Here is a 16,362-nt window from a genome sequence, read left to right as displayed (position 1 = left end):
GGTGGGCCTCCAGGATGCCGAGCGGCTGGTCAGTGTCGATCGCGGGTGATGAAGACTGAGCAGAAGGGCCCACGGCAGACTGCTCCGTATGGCTGTCATCAGGTTGGCGGCTCCCTGTCAGGCAATCCCCGGCGAAGCGCCGGATGCAGTTCAGGGTGTCTCCGAGAAACTTCTGCCTGCCATGGCTCAGCCATAAGCCACGTGTCGAAAAGCTTGCCAGCGACTGCAGGTCGTGCGTGACATACAGAAGCGTGCCGCCATCGTCGCAGAATCTACTGAAGAACCGGAAGCATTTCTGTGAGAACACGATGTCCCCAACCGCCAGCGCTTCATCCACGATTAGGCAACGTGCGTTGATCTGCGAGGCAACGGCAAAGGCAAGCCTTACTTGCATGCCGCTGGAGTAGGTCTTGACTGGCTGATGGATGAAATCACCAATTTCTGCAAAGGCCAGGATGTCATCAAGACGTTGCTCGGTCTCCGCTCTATTCAGTCCCAGAACCGATGCATTCACGAAGACGTTTTCAAGCCCTGTAAACTCTGGGTTGAAACCGCTTCCCAGCTCCAGCAGGGCGGCTATTCTTCCGTTGGTTTCAACAGAGCCCTCCGTTGGAGTGAGGGTGCCGCAGATCATCTGCAACAGTGTACTCTTGCCGCTTCCGTTGCGACCGATAATCCCCAACGTTTCGCCACGCTTCACCTCGAAACTCACGTCTCGTAGTGCCCAGAATTCCTGGTAGGCTCTGTGTCCCTTCCAGAAGGCTTGCAGAAGCCTGTCTTTGGGCCTCGCGTAGATGCGATAGCACTTGCCTAGGCCGCTCGCGCGGATGGCGATGTCTTCTGGAAGCGCGGCTTTGTTCATAATTCAGGTTCGATCACTTCTGGTGCCCACGGCCTCGGGGTCACATCACATCGGCAAAGGCCCGTTTAGCCTTCTGGAAGCTGCGAAAAGACATCTCACAAGCCGCCAGGCCAAAGGTCGTGCCCAAGAGTAGGTAGAGGGCGCTGGGATGATGGCCGTTGACCGTGACGCTGCGCGTCTGCTCGATCACCTGTGCCAGGGGGTTGAGTTTCAGAACCGGTTGCCATCGCGTGGGCAGGGCCGAGAGCGGGAAAAAGATCGGGCTCAGGAACATCAACATGCTCATCACCAGCCCCGTCACCTGGCCAATGTCCAGTAGAAATACGCCCAGAGCGGAGAGCAGCCAGGTCACCGCCAGTGCGGTCAGGACCAGTGGCAGCCATACCAAGGGAAGCCATAGGTAGGTGAGCGGCAAGCCATGAAACACCAGCAGCTGGAATCCAGCCAGGATTACAAGGCTGGTAACAGCATGGAACAGAGCGCTGCCGACGACCACCGCTCCGAGTGCTTCCAGTGGGAAGATCACTTTCTTGACGTAGTTGGGATTGGCGTGAATCAATCCTGGGGCACGGTTCACGCATTCGGCAACCAGATTGAATACGATCAGACCGGAGAAGAGATTGATCGCAAAACCAAGGGGACCTGCGCTCTCCAATGTGCCCCAGCGTGCCTGGAAGATCTGTGAAAAGACAAAGGTATAGACAGCCAGCATGGCCAGCGGATTGAGGAAGCTCCAGGCCACTCCCAGCAACGATCCTCTGTAGCGTCCTAATACTTCTCGCTCGGTGAGTCTCCACCAGAGTTCACGGTGACGCCAAAGGGCGTGAGGAAAGCGCAGGATCATCTGCGACAACTTAAGGCATGACCTCGCTGCTTCCCAGGAACTCCAGGATTTCCCTGTCCTTCAGGTTCTGGGCTCTGCCGCCGCAGGCTTCCTGCATGGGCCGTCCGGCTGCCACCTCACTCAGGCAGGCCTGCAAGCGGCTGAGTTCGCCCTCGAGGGTGTCGATGCGCTCCATCAGGTTGCGGATCACCTTGGCTTCGGCATCCGGCAGCTGGGAGTGGGCGAGGGGATCGATGCGCACTCCCGACTGGTGAATGACGCGGCCCGGAACCCCTACCACGGTGCTGTCGGGGCCCACATCGCGCAGGACCACCGAACCAGCGCCGATGCGGGTGTTGGTGCCCACCGTGATGGCCCCGAGCACCTTGGCGCCCGCTCCCACCACCACGTTCTCCGCCAGGGTGGGGTGGCGCTTGCCGTGTTCCTTGCCGGTGCCGCCCAGGGTGACCCCCTGAAAGAGCAGGCAGCGGTTACCGATCTCGGCGGTTTCACCGATCACCACTCCCATGCCGTGGTCGATGAACACGCCGTGGCCGATTGTGGCGCCCGGATGGATCTCAATGCCGGTGAACAGGCGACCGACCTGCGAGCACAGCCGGGGCAGCAGCGGCACGTTCAGGGTCCAGAGGCGGTGGCTGAGGCGGTGCAGCACCAGGGCCTGGAAGCCCGGGTAGCAGAGCAGGATCTCGAGGGTGCCGCGAGCCGCCGGGTCCCGCTCCCGGATGATGCGCAGATCCGCGAGAATAGGTTTAAGGATTCGCCTGATCATCCGGCCTGAGCGGCTTCGCCCTCGGCCTGGCTGTCTCGAGGCCCGATCAGGCCGATCTCCTTGCGCAGCAGGTCAATGGTGGCGGCCCCCAGATAGCTCTGGGCGCAGTGCACCTGGGGCAAGCGCATCAGCTGGGAACGGTTCTGGCGCAGGGTCTGCTCCACCAGGGGCAGGCTGGGGCGGTCGCAGAGCACGTGGCTGGCGGCCCGCAGCAGGGCCAGCAGGTGGCTGCCCACGTCGGGGTTGGCGGTCATCACCAGCAACTCATGGCCGCGCATGCTGTGCAGGATCACCTCGGCGGCCCGCAGGATGCCCGGGCTGATGCTCACCAGGCCCACGCAGCTGCCGGCCCGCAGCTCCTTGAGCAGGTTGAGCTCGTGGTGGAAGTCGTTGAGGTCGACCGCCACGGCCCGCACGCCGAAGCGCTGGGCCAGCTCCTCCACGGGCTGGAGGAAGTAGCGGCTGGTGACCACCGTGCCGTTGCTGGAGCTCTCGAGCACGCCCTCGAGCTCCTCCATCGGCACCACCTCCACGGGCACCTCCAGGACGGGCTCCAGCTCCTCGGCGATCAGCATCGAGGCGCCGATGTCTTCGCGGGGTGTCGACACCAGCACCCTGGCGCCGCAGCGCAGGCGCCAGTCGATCTCGCGGGTGAGCAGCTCGCGGGCCTGCTGCAGGGTGCAGCCGGCGTTGAGCAGCCCGTCGACGCACTGGCGCACCTCCCGGTCGATGTCGGGGCGCAGGCGGTTGCGCAGGCCCGGCGGCACCTTGAGCTCACGGGGCTTCTGCTGGTCGCGCACGTAGATGCCCGAGCCGGCCATCGCCTCCACCACCCCATCGTTCTCCAGCTGGCGGTAGACCTTGCTGATGGTGTTGCGGTGCAGGCCGGTCTGCATGGCCAGTTGCCGCGTACTTGGCAGGCGATGGCCCGGGGGGTAGTGCCGGGCGGCGATCGCAAAGCAGATCTGGTTGTAGAGCTGGGTCGACGCCGGGATATCGCTTTCCTGCTGGATGTGGAATCGCACGCCGGAGGGAACCAGTACGGGTTGCGCCACCCTACGGAGCTTCTGCGCCGGTGACAATTCCCCCTGTGGCATAGGAGCCTGTGCCGGTTGCCGCCGTCACACTGACCGCTGCCCCGCAGCCTCTGCCATGGCCGAGTGGATCACGATCGAACCTTCGCCTGGGGCACCCCACCCCTGCCCCCAGCCTTGAGGTGCTACCGGATGTGGCTGGTGCCCTGGCGGCAGCCAACCCCAGTGGCCAGCGCCTGAGCCTGCAGATGGGCGAGGCCGGCTCAGGCTTCGCTGGGTGCCGGTTCGGCGTTGCTGAGCTGCCGGACCGGGGAGGGGATGGTGCGCACGGCCTTGGCGGCCTGGGCGGCGGCATCCTTCTCCTTGGTGAGCGGCGTCTTGCGCGGGGTGAGGAACATGATCATGTTCCGGCCTTCCCGCTTCGGATCCTGCTGGATCTCGGCGCTCTCCTCGAGATCCTTGGCCATGCGGAACAGCAGTTGCTCGGCCAGGGCCGTGTGCTGGATCTCGCGGCCGCGGAAGATCACCGTGCACTTGACCTTGTCGCCGTCCTTGAGGAAGCGCACCGCTTGACCGATGCGCACCTGGTAATCGTGCGAGTCGATCTTGTAGCGCATCTTGACTTCCTTGACCTCGGTCTGGTGCGACTTCTTCTTGGCTTCCTTGGCTTTCTTTTCCTGCTCGAACTTGAACTTGCCGTAGTCCATGATCCGGCAGACCGGCGGATCGGCTTTCTCGCTCACCAGCACCAGGTCGAGGTCGCGGTCCTTGGCCACATCCAGGGCTTCCTCCCTGGTGATCACTCCGAGCTGGCTGCCGTCGGCATCCACCACCCTGAGCTGGGGGTAGCTGATGCGGTCGTTGATGTTGGGGAGCTCCCGGACGGGGGCGCGGCGATCGAAACGGGGACGAGGTGGCATTCAGAGAGGCGAGGGACCGGCAGTTGGGGTCGATGAACCTGGTTAAACCAGACAGTCACCCTAGGACGCGTTGCACCGCCGGCAACGCCTGCCGGATTGGATCGTCGCCCTCCAGCCACAACGGTTGATGCTGACGTCGGAACCAGGTGCGCTGCCGCTTGGCGTACTGGAGGGTGCGCCGGGTGGTAAGAGCGATGGCCTCCGCTTCAGCCAGCTCCCCGGCCAGCAGGGAGCGGGCCTCGCCGTAGCCGATCGTGGCCAGCAAGGGCAGGTCGGCTCCATAGCGCCCGATCAGCTGCTCGGTTTCCTCCACCAGACCATCGCTGTAGAGCTGCTGGCTGCGCCGGCTGATGCGCTCGCGCAGATCCACCGGGTTCAGGCCCAGCTCCAGCAGCCGCCAGGGGGGCGGGCAGGCGCTCGGTTGTGCCGTGTGGGGCCGGCCTGTGGCGTAGATCACCTCCAGGGCCCGTTGGGTGCGCACGGCATCGGCGGGCGCGATCCGCCCGGCAGCCAGCGGATCAGCCTGGCCCAGGAGCTGGTGACAGAAGGGCTGACCGAGCTGTTGGAGCTGGGCCCGCAGAGCGGGCTGGGGCGGCACGGCCGGGGGTTCAAGGCCCTGGGTGAGAGCCCGCAGGTAGAGGCCACTGCCGCCCACAAGGAAGGCCACGCCCCGGCGGCGGTGTTCGGCGGCGATGGCGGCCCGGGCGGCCCCGCAGAACTCCTGCAGGTTGATCGGCTGGTCGGGGTCGCGCAGGTCGAGCAGGTCATGGCGCACCCGGGCGCGTTGCTCGGCGCTCGGTTTGGCGGTGCCGATGCTCATGCCTCGGTAGAGCTGGCGTGAGTCGACCGAGAGCACGGCCAGATCAAGGGTTTCGGCCAGCTCGATCGCCAGGGCGGTCTTGCCGCTGGCGGTGGGCCCCATCAGGGCGATCAGCAGGGGCGGCAGGGGCATGGAATCTTGGGGGTGCGCCCCTCGCTCGAATGGGCCGCCAGAGGCCCCTGGGGGCGCCTGTGAGCCTTCAGTGTTAAAGTGAAGGCCTCGGGCAGGGGTTCAGGCGCGTCATTCGCCCTCCAAATCCACTGAGTTGCCCAGCCGTTTATCTTCCCCTATGGACTTCGCCGTCCGCCTGGTGTGACCTCCGGAATGAGCGACGCTTCCAAGATCCAACACGCCTACGGCGCCGAGCAGATCCAGGTGCTCGAGGGCCTTGAGCCGGTGCGCAAGCGTCCGGGCATGTACATCGGCACCACGGGGCCGAGGGGGCTGCACCACCTTGTGTATGAGGTGGTCGACAACTCCGTCGACGAGGCCCTCGCGGGCCACTGCGATGAGATCCTGGTCCGCCTCTGCGAGGACGGATCCGCCGAGATCACCGACAACGGCCGCGGCATCCCCACCGACATCCATCCCCGCACCGGCAAATCGGCCCTGGAAACGGTGCTGACCGTTCTGCACGCCGGTGGCAAGTTCGGCAGTGGCGGCTACAAGGTCTCCGGCGGCCTGCACGGGGTGGGCATCTCCGTGGTCAATGCCCTCAGCGAGTGGGTGGAGGTCACCGTGCGCCGCCAGGGCCAGGTGCACCGCCAGCGCTTCGAGCGCGGCACTCCGATCGGCAGCTTGCGCTCCGAGGACGACCCCAGTGGCGCCACCGGCACGGCGGTGCGCTTCAAGCCCGACATCGAGATTTTCAGCGGCGGGATCGACTTCGATTACGCCACCCTCTCAGGCCGGTTGCGCGAGCTGGCTTATCTCAACGGCGGCGTGCGCATCGTCTTCCGCGATGAACGCGAGTCGGCCAAGGGCTCCGATGGCAGCCCCCATGAGGAGATCTATCACTACGAAGGCGGCATCCGCGAGTACGTCACCTACATGAATGCGGGTAAGGATCCCCTCCATCCCGACATCATCTACGTCAACGCCTCCAAGGATGGTGTGCAGGTGGAAGCGGCGCTCCAGTGGTGCGTGGATGCTTACTCCGACAGCATTCTGGGCTTCGCCAACAACATCCGCACCGTCGACGGCGGCACCCACATCGAGGGCCTGAAAACGGTCCTCACCCGCACCCTCAACACCTTCGCCAAGAAGCGCGGCAAGCGCAAGGACACTGATTCCAATCTTGCCGGTGAGAACATCCGCGAAGGCCTCACGGCCGTCCTCTCGGTGAAGGTGCCGGATCCCGAATTCGAAGGACAGACCAAAACCAAGCTCGGCAACACCGAGGTGCGTGGCATCGTCGATTCGGTGGTGGGCGAGGCCCTCGGGGAATTTCTGGAATTCCATCCCCAGGTGATCGACCTGATCCTCGAGAAGGCCATTCAGGCCTTCAATGCGGCTGAGGCAGCCCGAAGGGCCCGGGAGCTGGTGCGGCGCAAGTCGGTGCTGGAGAGTTCCACCCTGCCCGGCAAGCTGGCCGACTGCAGCTCCCGCGATCCTTCCGAATCGGAGATCTACATCGTGGAGGGTGATTCGGCCGGCGGCTCCGCCAAGCAGGGCCGTGATCGGCGTTTCCAGGCGATCCTGCCCCTGCGCGGCAAGATCCTCAACATCGAGAAAACCGACGATGCCAAGATCTACAAAAATACTGAAATTCAGGCCCTGATCACGGGTCTTGGCCTGGGGATCAAGGGCGAAGAATTCAACCTCTCGGCCCTGCGCTACCACCGCATCGTGATCATGACCGACGCCGATGTGGATGGCGCCCACATCCGTACCCTGTTGCTCACCTTCTTCTACCGCTACCAGAAAACTCTGCTGGAAGGTGGCTACATCTACATTGCCTGCCCGCCGCTCTACAAGGTGGAGCGCGGCAAGAACCACACCTATTGCTACAACGAGCAGGATCTCAAGAAAACCCTCGATGGGTTCGGTGAGAAGGCCAACTACACGATTCAGCGCTTCAAGGGCCTCGGCGAGATGATGCCCAAGCAGCTGTGGGAAACCACCATGGATCCCACCACCCGCACAATGAAGCGGGTGGAGATCGAGGACGCCGCCGAGGCGGATCGCATCTTCACGATCCTGATGGGCGACAAGGTGGCTCCTCGCCGCGAATTCATCGAAACCCACAGCGCCGAACTGGACTTCGCCCAGCTCGACATCTGATGACCTGGCGCTGGGCCTGGATCCTCGGCTTCGCCCTGATCGCACCGGCGGCTCTTCCTGCTGGTGGCGGTGAGCGCCGTTCCCCCCAGCTGCGGCGTCGCCAGGCCGGCGACCCCCTGCTGTCCGGTCATGCCCCTGAACGCGACGATTCCCTGCGCACGTCCCCCCATCACCGTGCCCCCAGCCTGATCCCGTTGCGCGCGGGTGAGCCGCTGCGTTTGCTGAGGGTGTGGCAGCAGCCCGACGGCGAGCGATGGCTCCACGTGGAGACTGGCGGCCCTTGCGGCTCACCCCGGCGCGGTTGGCTGGCCGGGTGAAGGCAGAAGCACCTGGCCGGCCAGGCGGGCGCTCAGCCAGGCGCCGGCGGGCGCTGTGACCACGATGCTGAGCACCGCAACCGCCAGGATCACCTCGCCGGGACCGTTGGGCAGCCCGGCGGCCTGCATCGTCAGCAGGGGCACCGCGCCGATGGCCGCCTGCACCGTGGCCTTGGGGGTGTAGGCCACCATCACGAACAGGCGCTCCCCCGCCGTGAGCGTGCTTCTGGCCAGGCAGGCCAGGGTGCCCAGCGAACGGGCCAGCAGACCCAGGGCCAGCACCGCCAGCCCAGCCAGGCCATGGCTCCAGGCCACTCCCACATTGAGCTGGGCCCCCACCAGGACGAACAGCACCAGCTCGGCGAACACCCAGATCGAGCTGAGCTTGGCGGAGATCGGGTGGGCCAGATCCTGGCGCAGCTCCAGGAACACCACCCCGAGGGCGATGGCCGCCACCAGGCCGGTGAAGGGCACGAGGTGGTTGATGCCCTCCTGCAGGCGCAGCAGCAGCAGGGCCAGGGCGAGCACCAGCAGGGTCTGGCGGTTGGCGTTGGGCCGGAAGCGCTCGAACCAGCGGATCAGGCCCCAGCCCAGCAGACCCCCGGCGAGGGCCCCGAGGGCGAGTCCCAGGGGCAGGCCCAGCAGCCGGGCGCTCAGCGCCCCCCGGTCGTTCACCAGCAGACCCAGCAGCACCCCGTTCACCACGATCACGGCGATGTCATCGAGGGAAGCGGCGGCCATCACCATCGAGGGAATGGCCTTGGCGGTGCCCCGGTTCTCCTCGATCAGCCGCAGCATCAGCGGCACCACCACCGCCGGCGACACCGCCGCCAGCACCGAGCCCAGCAGGGCCGCCTCCAGCCAGCTGAGCTGCAGCAGGGGCTGGGCCACGGCGGTGATCATCAGGCCTTCGCAGCTGGCGGGAAGCCAGGCCAGCAGCAGCACCCGAGGGCCCACCCGCCGCAAGGTGGCCAGATCAAGCCCGAAGCCCACCCGCAGCAGGATCACGATCAGTGCCATCTGGCGCAGGTCGCCGCTGAGGGCCAGCAGGCGGGGGTCGATCAGCCCCAGGCCCGAGGTTCCCAGGGCCACCCCCACCAGCAACATGCCCACCAGCCCGGGCAGCCCCAGACGCCGGAAGAGGCCATCGGCCAGCAATCCGGCGATGACCAGCTCGGCCAGGCCCAGCGGTGGCATGGCTTCAGGCAGCCAGGGCCGCTTCGATCGCAGCCGTCAGTTCGGCGCCATCGGGTTCGACGGCGCTCTTGTAGCGGGCCAGCACGGTGCCGTCCTTGCCCACCAGGAACTTCTCGAAGTTCCACTCCACATCCCCGGCCGGCTCCACGGTTGTGAGCAGGTCGTAAGGAGCGGTCTTGACGCCCTTGGCGTGCACCTTGTCGAAGAGGGTGAAGGAGGCGCCGTAGGTGGTGGCGCAGAACTGCTGGATCTCGGGCAGCGTGCCCGGTTCCTGAGCGCCGAAATCGTTGCAGGGGAAGCCCAGCACCTGCAGGCCACGGGGGCCGTAGCTGTCCTGCAGCTTCTGCAGTCCGGCGTACTGGCGGGTGAAGCCGCAACGGCTGGCCACGTTCACGATCAACAGCACCTGGCCCGCAAAGTCGCCCAGACGTTGTTCACCACCCGTGGCGCCGCGTACCACCACATCCGACACATTCACAGCCATGGAAAATCCTCAGTCGGCCGGACCCTAGGCAGGCGACGTCGCTGTGATGGGCCTTCGCCCATACACTCGGTGGGCCGCGATCCTTCAGGCCGATGAGCGAGGGAACCAGCGGCAGTGGCGCCTCTTCAGCAGGGGTGGCCAGCAACGGCCGGCTGCCAGTGGCTGATGTGGTGGCGCGGCAGTTGCAGGCGCTGCTCACCGCTGGGAATTACGCCGGCGTCAAGCTGCTGCTGGAGCCGGTTCAGCCCGTCGACTGCGCCGAGGCGATCGGCGCCCTGCCGCGGACCCTGCAAGCCCTGGCCTTTCGCCTGCTGGCCAAGGACGAGGCGATCGAGGTCTATGAGTATCTCGATCCGCCGGTGCAGCAATCGTTGCTGGAGCGGCTGCGCTCCGGTGAGGTGCTGGAGCTGGTGGAGGAGATGTCGCCCGACGATCGGGTGAGGCTGTTCGATGAACTGCCCGCCAAGGTGGTGCGCCGGCTGCTGGTGGAGCTGAGCCCCGCCGAGCGGCGCGTCACCGCCCAGCTGCTGGGCTATCAGCCCGAAACCGCCGGTCGTCTGATGACGACCGAATTCATCGATCTCAAGGAGTTCCACAGCGCCGCCCAGGCCCTCGACATCGTGCGCCGCCGCGCCCGCGACACCGAAACCGTTTACAGCCTCTACGTCACCGACGCCTCGCGCCATCTCACCGGCATCCTCTCGCTGCGTGATCTGGTCACGGCCGATCCGGAGGATCGCATCGGCGATGTGATGACCCGGGAGGTGGTGAGCGTGACCACCACCACCGACCAGGAAGAGGTGGCCCGCATCATCCAGCGCTACGACTTTCTGGCTGTGCCGGTGGTGGACCTGGAGCAGCGGCTGGTGGGGATCGTCACCGTCGATGACGTGATCGACGTGATCCAGCAGGAGGCGACCCGCGACCTCTACGCCGCCGGCGCCGTGCAGGCCGGCGACGAGGACGACTACTTCCAGAGCAACCTGTTCACCGTGGCCCGCCGCCGGGTGGTCTGGCTGCTGGTGCTGCTGGTGGCCAACACCGGCACCTCGGCAGTGATCGCCTCCGAAGAAGGGGTTCTCAAGGCGGTGGTGCGGCTGGCGGCCTTCATCCCGCTGCTGATCGGCACCGGCGGCAACGTGGGCGCCCAGAGCTCCACGGTGGTGATCCGCGGCCTGAGCACCCAGCGCATCCAGGCGTTGGGGGTGTGGCGCACGGTGGGCCGTGAAGCGTTCTCAGGATTGCTGCTGGGCCTGCTGCTGGTGATCGTGGTGGTGCCCTGGGCCTGGCAGGTGGGGGGCGGGATGCTGGTGGCCACCGCCGCCGGCATCAGCCTGGTCTGCATCACCACTCTGGCGGCCACGGCCGGAGCCTCGCTGCCGCTGCTGTTCGACCGGCTGGGACTGGATCCGGCCCTGATGTCGGCGCCGTTCATCACCACCGCCACCGACGTGGCCGGGGTGCTGATCTACCTCAAAACGGCGTCCTGGCTGCTGAACCACGTGGGCATGCCGGCCTGAGCGGGCCGGGCTGGGCGGAACTCGTGCCATTCCTGAGAGGCCCTTCACACTTCTTCAGGTTAGGCTTTACACACCGTCAGAAGTTCCGTCGTCGTGGTCGCCGCTCTCTCCACCCGTCCAGCCGCCCTCCAGTCCGCCCCCGCAGTGGACAGCCGCCAGGCCCCCATCGCCGTGCGCACCCTGCCGCCGGTGGATGGCGACCTGGTGCGCTCGTACCTGCGCGACATCGGCCGCGTGCCGCTGCTGACCCATGAGCAGGAGATCACGCTGGGCCGTCAGGTGCAGGAGCTGATGCGCCTGGAGGAAACGGAGCAGGAACTGGAGATGCGCGCCGGAGGCCAGAAGCCGAGTGCGGCGGAATGGGCGAGCGCGGCGGGCCTGAGCCCGGCGCTGCTGAAGCGCAAGCTGTCCAGCGGGCGGCGCGCGAAGGAGCGGATGGTGGCGGCGAACCTGCGCCTGGTGGTGAGCGTGGCGAAGAAGTACACCAAGCGGAACATGGAGCTGCTGGACCTGATCCAGGAGGGAACGATCGGTCTGGTGCGGGGTGTGGAGAAGTTCGACCCGACCCGTGGCTACAAATTCAGCACGTATGCGTACTGGTGGATCCGGCAGGGGATCACGCGGGCGATCGCGGAGAAGAGCCGCACGATCCGGCTGCCGATCCACATCACTGAAACGCTGAACAAGCTGAAGAAGGGCCAGCGGGAACTGAGCCAGGAGCTGGGGCGGACACCCACGCTGAGCGAACTGGCGGTGTGTGTGGAGCTGCCGGAGGAGGAGGTGAAGGACCTGCTCTGCCGTGCGCGGCAACCGGTGAGCCTGGAGACGAAGGTGGGCGACGGAGAGGACACCGAACTGCTGGACCTGCTGCAGGGTGACGGGACGCTGCCGGCGGAGAGCGTGGACAGCGAGTGCCTGCGCGGCGACATGCGAGCGCTGCTGGAGCAGCTGCCTGAGCTGCAGCGGAGCGTGCTGAGCATGCGCTACGGCATCGACGGCGATGAACCGATGAGCCTGACCTCGATTGCCCGCACCCTGGGCATGAGCCGCGACAAGACTCGCAACCTGGAGCGCCGCGCCCTGGAGGGCATCCGCTCCCGCTCCTGCCGCCTCGAGGGCTACCTGGTGGCCTGAGACCATGCCGTTCTTCGAGGTCTATTGGCGCGGGGAGTGCGTCGCTGATGCCGGCGACCTGGACGAGGCTCTTGCCTGTTACGCCCAGGTCCGCCCCAAGGAGCTGAGCTGGCAGGAGGCCTGGGATCAGGCTCAGGCCGAGGGTGATCCGCCACCCTGCGTGTGCCGTTATCGATCCTTCGATGCCTTCCTCGATAACGAGGAGGCCCTCGAGACGATTCCCGTCACGGTGGCGATGCTGGAGATGGCCGGCAGCGAAGCCTGATCTGGGCAGAGAAGCCTGCTCAGACGCCATCGGCCGGGGCTCGGATCAGCCGGAAGGTGAGATTCACTCGCTCCTGCCGAACCCGCAGCCGCCGGGGCAGGGCGTGCAGCCAGTGTTGCTGGGTGGGAGGGTCCATCACCAGCAGATCTCCGTGGCCCAGCTCCAGGCTGATCGGCTCGGCGGCCACGGCCCGGCGGTCGCGAGGCCTGAGGCGGAAGCTGCGGCTGGCCCCCAGGCTCAGGGAGGCGATCGGCGCCTGCGGCTCCAGCTCCGGTTCATCGTCGGCATGCCAGCCCATGGCGTCGCTGCCGTCGCGGTAGCGGTTGAGCAGCACCGAATTGAAGCGCCAGCCCAGCGTGACCGCGAGTGCCTCCCTGATCTCCAGCAGCGCTGCCGACCAGGGCTGGGGCTCATTGGCCAGGCCGCTGTAGCGGTATGTGCAACCGGGATCAGCCACCCAGCAGGTGAGCCGCGGCATGGGGTGGCTGCGGCCGAAAAGGGTGATCGACTCCTGCCGCCAGGGGATCTCCTGCTGCAACCGGTTCAGCTTCTGATCGGCATCGCAGGCCCAGGTTGGCCAGAGGCGCAGGGACAGGCCGGGAGCCTGCCGGTGGAGGATCTGGCCTGCCGGCTTCATCGAGACAACGGCTTCCGGTTTCAGAAGAACTGATCGAAGTTGTCGAAGTCCACGGCCTTGAAGCTGCCGTCCTGGACCTGTCGCATCAGCCCCTCCAGTTGCACCCAGAGCGCGCCACCGGTGAGCAGGGAGAGCAGCAGGGCCACCAGCAGGGCCGTGCCGCCACCGAAGCCGAACACCTGCAGGCTGCCACCGATGAACAGGGTCACCCCCAGGATCAGCCCCGCGTAGGACGCCACGGTTTCAGGCACCGCCAGGGGCAGCAGGTTGAGCCGGTCCTGCTTCCAGCCGTCGAGCCGGTTCTGCACCAGGCGTGAGAAGGTCAGGCCGCAGAGGATCGCGATCACCAGCCCCACCCCCGCCAGGAAGAAGGGAGGCTGCCCCACCGGCACGTACTCCAAAAGGATGTCGGCGCCCTCGAAATCGGCGAACGAGCCGCCCGCGTAACCCTGGCCCAGGGCCTCTGAACCGGTGGGATCACTGATCACGGGCGGGCGGCCAAGGGATTGACGCTGACCCTAGCGATCGGGAGGTGAGGATCCAGCCTCTCAGGCGGCCGGTGCGAGGGGGTTGAGCCGCTGCAGCACCCCACCCGCCAGCTTGGACGGAGAGAAGGTGCGCCGCAGCAGGCCCATCAGGGCGCGCAGGTCGTCGGTGTTGAGGTGGTTGTCGCGCACCAGCATCAGCAGCAGCCGCTGGCGCAGGCTGCCGCCGCGGGGACCGAGCAGCAGGCGCAGACCCGCCCCGGCCACCGGCAGCAGATCGGGGTTGGCGTCGTCCTGCTCCACCACCCCAAGCAGGCTCTCGAGCCGCTCCAGCTGCAGGTGCCCCTGGCGATCGAAGAGCACCTCCAGCAACTTCTCGCGCAGCTCGGCAGTGTCGCCGGCCAGCAGCCGCCTGGCCACGTAAGGATAGGCCACGCGGATGATCTTGAAGCTGGGGTCGAGCCGCAGGGCCAGCCCCTCCTGGCTCACCACCGCCCGGATGATCAGGGCGAAGCGGGCCGGCACCCGGAAGGGGTAGTCGAACATCAGCTCCGAGAAGCGATCGGTGATCGCCTTGAAGTTGAACGAGCCCACGCTCTCCCCCAGCTGGCCGCCAAGCACAGTTTCCAGAGCCGGCACGATCGGGGTGAGGTCGGCGTCGGGGCGCAGGAACCCGAGGGTCTGGAAGTCGCCGGCGAGGGCTTCGAAATCGCGGTTGATCAGGTGCACCACCGCTCCGGTGAGGGTGAGGCGATCGGCGTCGCTGATCGAATCCATCATCCCGAAATCGACGTAGGCCACGTGGCCCATGGCCCCGGTTCGCCCCGGCAGGGCGAAGAGGTTGCCGGGATGGGGGTCAGCGTGGAAATAGCCGAACTCCAGCAACTGCTGCAGGCCGGCCATCACTCCGGTGCGGATCAGGGCATCTGGTTCGAGCCGGTGCGACTCCAGCTCCAGCCGGTCCTGCAGCTTGATCCCGTTGATCCAGCTGGTGGTGAGCACCCGGCGGCTGGAGAACTGCCTCTCCACCCGCGGCACCGTCACGGCTGGGTTGTCGGCGAAGAGGGAGGCGAAGCGCTCGGCGTTATCGGCCTCGCGGCGGTAGTCGATCTCGTCGAAGAGGGTCAGACCGAACTCATCGATGATGTCGCCGAGACCGAAACCCAGATTCAGGGGAAGGAACGGCGCGGTGAGCACCCCCAGCAGGCGGATGATCACCAGATCGCGACGCAGGATGTAGGCCAGGTTGGGCCGCTGCACCTTCACCGCCACCCAGTGTCCTGCCGTGAGCTCGGCCTTGTACACCTGCCCCAGGCTGGCCGCTGCCACGGGATAGGGGGGGAAATGCTCGAAAAGCTGGGCTGCCGGTGCCCCCAGCTCGGCTTCGATCTCGGCGAGGGCCAGCTCGTGGGGGAAGGGGGGCAGGTTGTCCTGCAGCTGGGTGAGCTGGTCGAGCCAGTCGCGGCGCACCAGGTCGGGGCGGGTGGAGAGGGCCTGTCCCACCTTGATGAAGCAGGGACCCAGCTGGGTGAGGGTCTCGAGGATGCGTCGGCCCAGGCGTTGTTGTACGGCGCGTTCGCTGCTGCTGCCCTGCACCACCAGCACCAGAGCCAGCCAGCTCAGCTGCCAGAGCACCACCACCAGGCGCGACACCAGGATCCAGGGGCGCAGCAGCATCCAGCGCAGATCGGCGGCGGGCTCGTAGCGGGGCGGCGGGCCTTCGACCCGGGCGGGACGCGCCGGTGGGGCCGGGTGCACGGGGGTGCTGGCGGTGATGGGGGGAACTCCTGCGGCGCCTGGGGTGATGACCCCAGACTCTAGAAAGTCCAAGGGCGGTGATGCTCCTGCTGTCGGCCCTGCGCCAGGCTCCGGCGCGCCTCGATCTGCACCTGCCCGCCCATGGGCGCGGAAGGGGTCTGGCGCCTGGTCTGCGCCGGCTGTTGCGGCGGCGCCCCGGCGGCTGGGATCTGCCGGAACTGCCCGAGATCGGAGGGCCGCTGGAGCCGGCCGGTGCTGTGGCCGCCGACCAGGCCGAATGTGCCCGCCTCTGTGGCGCTGACCGCTGCTGGTTCGGGGTGAATGGAGCCAGCGGGATGCTGCAGGTGGCGCTGCTGGCCCTGGCCAGGCCCGGCGAGCGGGTGCTGCTGCCGCGCAACCTGCACCGCAGCCTGCTGCACGCCTGCGTGCTCGGCGGCCTGCGGCCAGTGCTGTTCGATCTGCCCTTCGATCCCGCCACCGGGCTGTGGCTGCCGCCAACCCCGGCCTGGCTGCAGCAGCGCCTGGAGCAGTCCCCGCCCCTGGCGGCTCTGGTGCTGGTGCATCCCACCTACCAGGGTCTGGCGGGAGATCTGCCCGGGCTGATCGCCGAGGCCCACCGCCGGGGCCTGCCGGTGCTGGTGGATGAGGCCCATGGCGCTCACTTCGGCCAGCCGGGACTGCCGATGGGGGCCATGGCGGCCGGGGCCGATCTGGTGGTGCAGTCCCTGCACAAGAGCGCCGGGGGGCTGGCCCAGAGCGCTGCCCTGCTGCTCCGGCGCGGGCGGGTGAGTGAAGAGGCGATCGAGCGGTCGTTGCTCTGGCTGCAGACCTCCAGTCCCAGTGCCCTGTTGCTGGCTTCGGCGGCGGCGGCCTTCGCCCACCGCCACAGCCCCGCCGGCGCCCGCGGCCTGCGCCAGGCTCTCACCCGCGCGTACAGGCTGCGGCAGGCGCTGGAGGCGGCCTCCCTGCCCCTGGCGGCCAACCAGGATCCCCTGCGCCTGGTGTTCCATTCCGCCGCCCTGGGCATCAATGG

General features: G+C 66.9%; 17 protein-coding genes. 6 read left to right on the top strand and 11 right to left on the bottom strand.

Annotated elements, in window-relative coordinates; translation table 11 throughout:
* The 6 genes from KBY78_RS08360 to miaA form a co-directional block, all read right to left on the bottom strand.
* The coding region (locus KBY78_RS08360; protein ID WP_255143201.1) for an ABC transporter ATP-binding protein at window positions 1-862 on the bottom strand (862 nt) is incomplete at its 3' end.
* A gap of 40 nt (window positions 863-902) precedes the next feature.
* Entirely contained in the window at window positions 903-1,706 is an 804-nt protein-coding gene (locus KBY78_RS08355; RefSeq protein ID WP_255143200.1) for an ABC transporter permease, read from the bottom strand.
* Window positions 1,707-1,716: 10 nt separating this feature from the next.
* Window positions 1,717-2,475 carry a serine O-acetyltransferase gene (cysE, locus tag KBY78_RS08350; protein WP_261350020.1) on the bottom strand — a complete coding sequence of 253 codons (759 nt, stop codon included), beginning with the start codon at window positions 2,473-2,475 and terminating at the stop codon, window positions 1,717-1,719.
* Entirely contained in the window at window positions 2,472-3,500 is a 1,029-nt protein-coding gene (locus tag KBY78_RS08345) for a GntR family transcriptional regulator (protein ID WP_255143203.1), read from the bottom strand. Before KBY78_RS08345 ends, cysE begins: the two co-directional genes overlap by 4 nt.
* Window positions 3,501-3,772: 272 nt before the next feature.
* The gene (infC, locus tag KBY78_RS08340) at window positions 3,773-4,429 is read right to left on the bottom strand and encodes a translation initiation factor IF-3 (RefSeq protein ID WP_006172867.1); all 657 of its coding nucleotides are present in this window, start codon (window positions 4,427-4,429) and stop codon (window positions 3,773-3,775) included.
* A 55-nt stretch (window positions 4,430-4,484) separates the two neighbouring features.
* Window positions 4,485-5,381 (bottom strand): tRNA (adenosine(37)-N6)-dimethylallyltransferase MiaA, encoded by an 897-nt coding sequence (gene miaA / locus KBY78_RS08335; protein ID WP_255143199.1) that lies wholly within the window; start codon window positions 5,379-5,381, stop codon window positions 4,485-4,487.
* A 192-nt stretch (window positions 5,382-5,573) separates the two neighbouring features.
* Here miaA and gyrB point away from each other — a divergent pair, with 192 nt between their 5' ends.
* A complete protein-coding gene (gene gyrB, locus KBY78_RS08330) occupies window positions 5,574-7,532 on the top strand; it encodes a DNA topoisomerase (ATP-hydrolyzing) subunit B (protein WP_255143198.1) in 1,959 nt (652 codons plus the stop codon).
* Window positions 7,532-7,849: an SH3 domain-containing protein gene (locus KBY78_RS08325; RefSeq protein ID WP_255143197.1), complete on the top strand. Its 318-nt coding sequence runs from the start codon at window positions 7,532-7,534 to the stop codon at window positions 7,847-7,849. The genes gyrB and KBY78_RS08325 overlap by 1 nt, the downstream gene beginning before the upstream one ends.
* Here KBY78_RS08325 and KBY78_RS08320 read toward each other — a convergent pair.
* Both KBY78_RS08320 and KBY78_RS08315 read right to left on the bottom strand, forming a co-directional pair.
* A complete protein-coding gene (locus KBY78_RS08320; protein ID WP_255143196.1) occupies window positions 7,820-9,046 on the bottom strand; it encodes a cation:proton antiporter in 1,227 nt (408 codons plus the stop codon). The two genes, KBY78_RS08325 and KBY78_RS08320, sit on opposite strands and share 30 nt — an antisense overlap.
* 4 nt (window positions 9,047-9,050) lie before the next feature.
* On the bottom strand, window positions 9,051-9,530 hold the full coding sequence (locus tag KBY78_RS08315; RefSeq protein ID WP_006172873.1) for a glutathione peroxidase: 480 nt from the start codon (window positions 9,528-9,530) through the stop codon (window positions 9,051-9,053).
* Window positions 9,531-9,622: 92 nt separating this feature from the next.
* On the opposite strand from KBY78_RS08315, the gene mgtE reads away from it, so the two are divergent.
* From mgtE to KBY78_RS08300, 3 genes are all read left to right on the top strand, one after another.
* Window positions 9,623-11,050, top strand: a complete 1,428-nt coding sequence (mgtE, locus tag KBY78_RS08310; protein ID WP_006172874.1) for a magnesium transporter — start codon at window positions 9,623-9,625, stop codon at window positions 11,048-11,050.
* 144 nt (window positions 11,051-11,194) lie between these two features.
* Window positions 11,195-12,184, top strand: a complete 990-nt coding sequence (locus tag KBY78_RS08305; protein WP_315856652.1) for an RpoD/SigA family RNA polymerase sigma factor — start codon at window positions 11,195-11,197, stop codon at window positions 12,182-12,184.
* Between the two features lie 4 nt (window positions 12,185-12,188).
* On the top strand, window positions 12,189-12,449 hold the full coding sequence (locus tag KBY78_RS08300) for a hypothetical protein (protein ID WP_255143195.1): 261 nt from the start codon (window positions 12,189-12,191) through the stop codon (window positions 12,447-12,449).
* 19 nt (window positions 12,450-12,468) lie between these two features.
* Here KBY78_RS08300 and KBY78_RS08295 read toward each other — a convergent pair whose 3' ends face one another.
* The 3 genes from KBY78_RS08295 to KBY78_RS08285 are packed head-to-tail and all read right to left on the bottom strand — an operon-like array spanning window position 12,469 to window position 15,248.
* Window positions 12,469-13,086 carry an alpha-ketoglutarate-dependent dioxygenase AlkB gene (locus KBY78_RS08295; protein WP_255143194.1) on the bottom strand — a complete coding sequence of 206 codons (618 nt, stop codon included), beginning with the start codon at window positions 13,084-13,086 and terminating at the stop codon, window positions 12,469-12,471.
* Between the two features lie 20 nt (window positions 13,087-13,106).
* Window positions 13,107-13,574, bottom strand: coding sequence for a hypothetical protein (locus KBY78_RS08290; RefSeq protein ID WP_006170849.1), 468 nt, complete (start codon window positions 13,572-13,574; stop codon window positions 13,107-13,109).
* Window positions 13,575-13,634: 60 nt separating this feature from the next.
* Complete coding sequence (locus KBY78_RS08285; RefSeq protein ID WP_037980312.1) at window positions 13,635-15,248, bottom strand: AarF/ABC1/UbiB kinase family protein; 1,614 nt, start codon at window positions 15,246-15,248, stop codon at window positions 13,635-13,637.
* Between the two features lie 161 nt (window positions 15,249-15,409).
* Here KBY78_RS08285 and KBY78_RS08280 point away from each other — a divergent pair.
* Window positions 15,410-16,362 (top strand): lysine decarboxylase (locus KBY78_RS08280; protein ID WP_255143193.1); only part of this gene is annotated, 953 nt, incomplete at its 3' end.

This window comes from Synechococcus sp. EJ6-Ellesmere (assembly GCF_024345875.1).
In the GTDB taxonomy this organism is placed as follows: Bacteria; Cyanobacteriota; Cyanobacteriia; order PCC-6307; family Cyanobiaceae; genus Regnicoccus_A; species Regnicoccus_A antarcticus.
This window is presented reverse-complemented; position numbering and strand designations above follow the sequence as displayed.